At 67.9% G+C, this 6,431-nt stretch carries 7 protein-coding genes; 6 read left to right on the forward strand and 1 reads right to left on the reverse strand.

The features are described 5' to 3' along the window. The first annotated feature begins 2 nt into the window (after window positions 1-2). From bfr to Pph01_RS41705, 3 genes are all read left to right on the forward strand, one after another. Window positions 3-488 carry a bacterioferritin gene (gene bfr / locus Pph01_RS41695; protein ID WP_204078797.1) on the forward strand — a complete coding sequence of 162 codons (486 nt, stop codon included), beginning with the start codon at window positions 3-5 and terminating at the stop codon, window positions 486-488. Window positions 489-810: 322 nt separating this feature from the next. Next, the gene (locus Pph01_RS41700; RefSeq protein ID WP_030451323.1) at window positions 811-1,479 is read left to right on the forward strand and encodes a response regulator transcription factor; all 669 of its coding nucleotides are present in this window, start codon (window positions 811-813) and stop codon (window positions 1,477-1,479) included. Between the two features lie 36 nt (window positions 1,480-1,515). Next, window positions 1,516-2,784 carry a sensor histidine kinase gene (locus tag Pph01_RS41705; protein WP_204078798.1) on the forward strand — a complete coding sequence of 423 codons (1,269 nt, stop codon included), beginning with the start codon at window positions 1,516-1,518 and terminating at the stop codon, window positions 2,782-2,784. On the opposite strand, the gene Pph01_RS41710 is transcribed toward Pph01_RS41705, so the two are convergent. Further along, window positions 2,757-3,245, reverse strand: coding sequence for a GtrA family protein (locus tag Pph01_RS41710; RefSeq protein ID WP_204078799.1), 489 nt, complete (start codon window positions 3,243-3,245; stop codon window positions 2,757-2,759). The two genes, Pph01_RS41705 and Pph01_RS41710, sit on opposite strands and share 28 nt — an antisense overlap. A 240-nt stretch (window positions 3,246-3,485) precedes the next feature. Here Pph01_RS41710 and Pph01_RS41715 point away from each other — a divergent pair, with 240 nt between their 5' ends. The 3 genes from Pph01_RS41715 to purE all read left to right on the forward strand — a co-directional run bounded on the left by Pph01_RS41715 (window position 3,486) and on the right by purE (window position 6,346). Further along, window positions 3,486-4,451 carry a DUF8094 domain-containing protein gene (locus tag Pph01_RS41715; protein WP_204078800.1) on the forward strand — a complete coding sequence of 322 codons (966 nt, stop codon included), beginning with the start codon at window positions 3,486-3,488 and terminating at the stop codon, window positions 4,449-4,451. Window positions 4,452-4,689: 238 nt separating this feature from the next. Then, window positions 4,690-5,811, forward strand: a complete 1,122-nt coding sequence (locus Pph01_RS41720; protein WP_275412948.1) for a 5-(carboxyamino)imidazole ribonucleotide synthase — start codon at window positions 4,690-4,692, stop codon at window positions 5,809-5,811. Then, window positions 5,804-6,346 carry a 5-(carboxyamino)imidazole ribonucleotide mutase gene (gene purE, locus Pph01_RS41725; RefSeq protein ID WP_204078801.1) on the forward strand — a complete coding sequence of 181 codons (543 nt, stop codon included), beginning with the start codon at window positions 5,804-5,806 and terminating at the stop codon, window positions 6,344-6,346. The genes Pph01_RS41720 and purE overlap by 8 nt, the downstream gene beginning before the upstream one ends. The last annotated feature ends 85 nt before the right edge of the window (window positions 6,347-6,431 follow it).

A 6,431-nucleotide genomic window follows, 5' to 3' on the forward strand; every position in this document is an offset into this window, starting at 1 on the left:
TCATGCAGGGCGACAGGGAGATCATCGCGCTGCTCAACGAGCAGCTCACCTCCGAGCTCACCGCCATCAACCAGTACTTCCTGCACGCCAAGATGCAGGAGCACTGGGGATACACGAAGCTGGCCGCCTTCACCCGGCACGAGTCCATCGACGAGATGCGCCACGCCGAGGTGCTGACCGACCGGATCATCTTCCTGGATGGGCTGCCCAACTATCAGAAGCTCAACACGCTTCACATCGGGCAGACCGTCCGGGAGCAGATCCAGGCCGACCTTGAACTCGAGATCGGCGTGGTGGAGCGGCTTCGTCCGGGGATCGCGCTGATGCGCGAGCGGGGCGACATCACCTCGGCGAACATCTTCGAGGCGATCCTGGCGGACGAGGAGCACCACATCGACTACCTGGAGACCGAGCTCGGTCTCATGGAGAGCCTGGGCGAGAAGCTCTATCTGGCTCGTTACGCCGAGCCGCCGTCGCCCTCCTCCTGAAGCGCTTCGAGGTACCTGCAGGGGTACTTCTGAGGCGCCGCGGAGCGCGGGGCCGTACCCCGATGCCGATCGTTTCCGCTTCAGCGTGTCAAGCAACGCCCGCCGGATCCTCTCCGGCGGGCGTTGTTTGTCTGTCGTACGCCGGCGCGCTGGAGCCGTGCGTCGGGACCCGATAGCGGAGCCATGCCCGGATCGTTGCGGCCCTTGCGTGTTGACTATCCCAGATTTATCAGTGTTTGCCCAGGTCAATTGATGGGTCAACGACAAGTCAAACTGCGCGCTGTAGCCGGGAAACGATCGCCTAAGGTCCTACGATCGCTCCATGACCTGCGTACTTCTCGCCGAGGATGACACCTCGATATCCGAGCCGCTGGCGCGCGCTTTGCGCCGGGAGGGCTATCAGGTAGAGGTGAGCCCGGATGGCCCGCAGGCCCTCGAAAGGGCCCTGTCGGGGGGCGTCGACCTGATAGTTCTCGACCTCGGCCTGCCCGAGATGGACGGGCTTGAGGTTGCTCGCCGCATTAGAGCGGAGGGACACGGCACTCCGGTGCTGATCCTCACCGCGCGTGTCGACGAAGTCGACACCGTCGTCGGCCTCGATGCCGGAGCCGACGACTACGTGACCAAGCCGTTCCGCCTCGCCGAACTGCTCGCCCGCGTGCGGGCGCTGCTCCGGCGCGGAACCTCCGAGACCCCGGTCGTGCAGGGCGTCCGCATCGACGCCGACTCGCGCCGGGCGTGGATGGGAGACAAGGAACTACACCTGACCACCAAGGAGTTCGACCTGCTCCGCGTCCTCGTACGGGACGCCGGGAAGGTCGTCACCCGCGAGCAGATCATGCGCGAGGTGTGGGACACCAACTGGTGGGGGTCCACGAAGACACTCGACATGCACATCTCATGGCTGCGACGCAAGTTGGGAGATGACGCCGCCAAGCCTCGGTACATCACGACCGTCCGAGGGGTCGGCTTCCGTTTCGAGCGCGAGTAGACCCGCGTGGCGGGTCTGTTGGGGAGGAGCTAGCACGTGCGCCGGCGCCTGCTCTCCTCGATGCTGCTCGTTGCGGTCATCGCCGTCCTGCTGTTAGGCGTGCCGCTTGCCGTGGTCGTCGTCCGGTTGATCAACGACGAGGCCGCCCGGGAGTTGAGAGCCGAGGCCAATCGGTTACTCATCGGGGTGGAGTACTCCGTCAGCCAGGACCAGACCATCGATCCCAACCGGTTGGGGAAGAACTACCCGGACCGGTACATACAGGTGTTCGTCCGGGGCAACCCGCTGCTGGTGGTCGGTACTCCGCCACCGGCCGGCCGCGAGATGACCGAGGAGGCCCGTTCCGAGAACGGCTACGTCCGGATCGGCCGAGACTCGGCCCAGATCGAGAAGGACATCCACGCGCGGCTGGTGCTGACGATCGCGCTCGCGATCATCGCACTCGGGGCGGCCGTAGGGCTCGCCTCCGTGACGTCGCGCCGCCTGACCCTGCCGCTCCAAGAACTGACCAAGATCGCGGAGCGGTTGGGGTCAGGCGACGCGCGGCCCAGCCGGCACCGCTACGGCGTGCCGGAGCTCGATCTGGTCGCGGAGGTCCTCGATCGCAGCGCGCTGCGGATCTCCGACCTGCTGTCGAGAGAGCGTGACTTCGCCACGGACGCCTCCCATCAGCTGCGCACGCCTCTCACCGGGTTGACCATGCGCCTGGAGGAGATCGTCGGCGCCGCCGGCGAGCCCGCGATCGTCCGTGAAGAGGGTGAGGCCGCGATCGTGCAGGTCGAGCGGCTCACCGCGGTCATCGACGAGCTTCTCGCCGCCGCCCGGCGTCAGCGCCACGCGCAGGCGGGGCCGATCGACGTGGACGACGTCGTCGAACAGCAGATCACCGAGTGGGAGCCCGCGTTCCGGCGGGCGCAACGTTCGCTCGTGCTCGCGGGGGATCGTGGCCTCAGCGCGCTCGGGACCACCGGCGGCCTGAGCCAGGTGCTGTCCACCCTGCTGGAGAACTCCCTCAAGCACGGCGACGGATCACTGACGATCAACACGTCCAGCACGGGGATGTCGGTGGTGATCGAGGTGGCCGACGAAGGGCTGGGCATCCCGGAGGACCTGGGGACCAAGGTGTTCGAACGGAGCGTCAGCGGGGGCGGGGGAACCGGGCTGGGGCTGACCTTGGCGAGGGCCCTGGTCGCCGCCGACGGCGGTCGCCTCGAACTGGTCAAACCACGGCCGGCGACCTTTGCGATCTTCTTGAGGCACGCCCGCGACCACGGGCGTCACCGGGTGGTGAGCGGTCCCGCCTGAGGGGCGAGGTCCTCGACCGGGGGCTGGGCGGGAGCCGCCAGGAAGACCCACCTCTTGTACGACCAGAACCGGAACAACGTGCCGAGGATCGTGCCGAAGATCTGGGCGAGGTTGTAGGCCACCGGGCTGTGCAGTCCCAGGGAGTAGGTCACGAAGCCGATCACGATCAGCGGGGGCAGCAGACCGACTCCGTTGAGCACGAAGAACAGGACGTACTCCCGGGCGAGCCCGCTCTGCTCCCGGTGCCGGTAGGTCCAGAAGCGGTTGCCCAGGTAGGCGAAGGTGGCGGCGATGACGGTGGCGAGGACCTTGGAGGTCAGCGGGCCGAGGCCGATGCCGAAGCGGAAGAGGTTGGTGCCGCCGAAGTCGATGACGAAGGCGACGGCGCCCACGATGCCGAACTTCAGCAGCTCGTGCAGGAGCGTGGCGAACCGCTCGTAGACACGTCGGAGAAACTGCACGTCCCGCACAGTCCTTCCTGATCGGTGGCGAAGTCATCCAAGGCTACCGGTACGAGTCCTCGCAGGGGGATGGTCCCCACCTGAGCGTGTTCGTCACCTGGCGTTTCCCCGCCGCTGGCAAGAACATTTCAGAAAATATCCATCTATAAGCCATAAGCGGGGGCAGCACATACTACGCTCTCGCCCGAGCAGGATCACTTTGTTCTGGAATCTGCGTGTTCTGGAGAGGTGGCCCCCACCGTGCTACGCAGAATCACGGCTCTCAGCTTCGCGCTCATCGTGCTCGCGGGCTGTGGGAACGAGACATTCGGCCAGACGCCCGGCTCCCGGGGCGGCGATTCCGACGGGGCTTCCGCCGTCGCGGCCACGAAGGCCGAGGCCGAACGCGCTTTCGCCACGCTCGGCGAACTCAGGAAGGCATGGAAGGGGCACGACTGCGACACGGTGGCGTCCCTGACGACCTGGGCGGAGGCCGCGCTCGCCGAGCACGCGTGTGAGGCCGCGAAGGACGGCGGGAAGGGCCTCGATCTCGGGGAGTACGGCGACGTCGAATACCTGCTTCCCGGCGGCTCCGCGGATGACGCCGAGGGAGGTGCGTGGTTCGCCGCGCTGGCCCGCGATCCCGAACCGACCTTCTTCGTCTATGTCCAGGCCGAGGGACGGTGGCGGCTGGGAGCCGGCCCGATCCCCGTCGTCGGAAAGACGCCCAAGTTCGACGTGGACAGCAAGTCGGCCGACGGCGACCCCGGCATCGCCGTACAGGCGAGGCTCGTCCCGACCCGGTACGTCGCCTTCCTGACCGACCCCGCCGGAGTCAGCGGCGTGAAGTTCTCGTCCGGAGACCGGATGCGGGATCTTCTGCCGGAGCTGCTCCAGGCGCCGGCCAAGGTCCGGCCTGATCGACTGTCGGTCGACGTCCAGCTGGAAGGTCAGGCGTACTCGCTGGTCCTGGCCGACGGCGGCGCCCTGGTGTTCCACGCGCTCAGAGTCGTCTACTCCCAGCGGCCCGGCTCCGGGCGCTCCTCGCTCGCCCATCCCCGGTACGGCGACGCGGACGTGCGCGCGTACACCGGGGAGACCGACCCGGCCGCGATCACCGGGACCGAGCTCCTGATGCTCGCCACCGAGGTTTCCAAGGACAACGAGATGACCACGGTCGCCATGCGCCGGTCCCTGGCAGGCGTCACCCCTGACGCCACGGAGTAGAACACCCGGAGTAGAACACCCGGAGTAGAACACCCGGAGCAGACCCTGGAGTAGATCGTCGGGGCGCGGGAGCCGTACAAGTGGGGAATCGGTAGGCTGACATGTCGTGAACAGCCCGAACGTTCCCCAATCAGGTCATGAGGCCGTACCCGCTGCCGCGGACGGCGTACCCGCTCCGAGTCTCGCCGGCGCCACGACGGGCAAGGCGGTCGTTCCCGTCGGAGGTCCGAGCGCCCCGATCGTCGGCGTGGTGGGCGCGGGGCAACTCGCCCGGATGACCCAGCAGGCCGCGATCGCGCTCGGTGTCGACCTGCGCGTGCTGGCCAACTCGCGTGACGAGAGCGCCGCCAAGGTCATCGTCGACACGCGGCTGGGGGACTATCGCGATCTCGCGGATCTGCGGGAGTTCGCCAAGGGCTGCGACGCCGTCACGTTCGACCATGAACACGTGCCGACCGAGCACATCCGGGCGCTCCTCGGGGAGGGCTTCGCCGTACACCCGGGGGCCGACGCACTGATCCACGCCCAGGACAAGGCCGTCATGCGCGAGCGGCTGACCGCGATCGGGGTCCCGTGCCCGGCGTGGACGCCCGTGTCGAGTGCCGCGGATGTCGAGGCTTTCGCGGAGGCGCATGGGTGGCCGGTGGTGCTGAAGGCGGTCCGTGGCGGATATGACGGCCGGGGCGTGTGGGTCTGTTCCTCCATCGACGAGGCCCGTGAGCCGCTGGAGTCGGGTGTGGCGCTGCTCGCCGAGGCCTTCGTGCCGTTCGAGCGGGAACTGGCCGTGCTCGTCGCCCGGTCTCCGCACGGGCAGGGGGTCAGCTATCCGGTCGTGGAGACCGTGCAGAAGGACGGCATCTGTGTGGAGGTCATCGCCCCCGCGCCCGGCCTGAGCGAGGAGGACGCCGCGGCCGCGCAGCACTTCGCGCTCAAGATCGCTCGGGAGCTGGGCGTCACCGGCCTGCTCGCGGTCGAGATGTTCGCCACCAAGTCGGGTCTGGTCGTCAACGAGCTCGCGATGCGGCCGCACAACAGCGGGCACTGGACGATCGAGGGCGCGAGGACCTCCCAGTTCGAGCAGCACCTGCGGGCCGTGCTCAACCTGCCGTTGGGCTCGCCGTCGCTCGCCGCGCCCGTCGTGGTCATGGTCAACCTGCTGGGCGGCTCCGACCCGAACGTCTTCTCCCGGTACGAGCACGTGCTGGCGAACGATCCCGGAATCAAGATTCACTTCTACGGCAAGGATGTAAGGCCCGGCCGCAAGATCGGGCATGTGACCGCTCTGGGAACCGACCTGGCCGCCGTCCGCGCCCGGGCGTGGCACGCCGCCGACTGCCTGAAAGGACCGGCTGATGACTGACTCCCGCCCCGCTGACAAGGCGGCTGACGAGTCCCGGGCCCAGGTGGGCATTGTCATGGGAAGCGACTCGGACTGGCCGGTGATGAAGCTGGCGGCCGAGGCCCTCGCGGAGTTCGGCGTGCCCTTCGAGGCCGATGTCGTCTCGGCCCACCGGATGCCCGCCGAAATGATCGAGTACGGCACGCGCGCGGCTTCCCGGGGAATCAAGGTGATCATCGCAGGTGCCGGGGGAGCCGCCCACCTGCCGGGCATGCTCGCCTCGGTTACGCCTCTGCCGGTCATCGGCGTTCCCGTGCCGCTCAAATATCTGGACGGCATGGACTCCCTTCTGTCGATCGTGCAGATGCCCGCCGGAGTGCCCGTGGCCACCGTGGCCATCGGAGGCGCGCGCAACGCGGGACTGCTCGCGGTGCGGATTCTCGCCGCGTCGGACGACGGGTTGCGCCAGCGTATGGAGGACTTCCAGGTGGCGCTGCGGGATCAGGCCCATGCCAAGGGGGAAAGGCTGCGCAGCGAAGCAGCCAAGATGCGCTGACATCACGGCCTGCTTCCTCTCCTTCGTCGTCTTCCCGCGCGGCGGCATGATCGAGCCTGCCGGCATCGGCATCGGGCCGGCAGTG

The organism is Planotetraspora phitsanulokensis (genome assembly GCF_016863295.1).
GTDB classification, from domain to species: Bacteria; Actinomycetota; Actinomycetes; order Streptosporangiales; family Streptosporangiaceae; genus Planotetraspora; species Planotetraspora phitsanulokensis.

Coding starts and splice junctions, on each gene's coding strand:
- bfr (WP_204078797.1), top strand. CDS start 3: ATGCAGGGCGACAGGGAGATCATCGCGCTGCTCAACGAGCAGCTCACC.
- Pph01_RS41700 (WP_030451323.1), top strand. CDS start 811: ATGACCTGCGTACTTCTCGCCGAGGATGACACCTCGATATCCGAGCCG.
- purE (WP_204078801.1), top strand. CDS start 5,804: ATGACTGACTCCCGCCCCGCTGACAAGGCGGCTGACGAGTCCCGGGCC.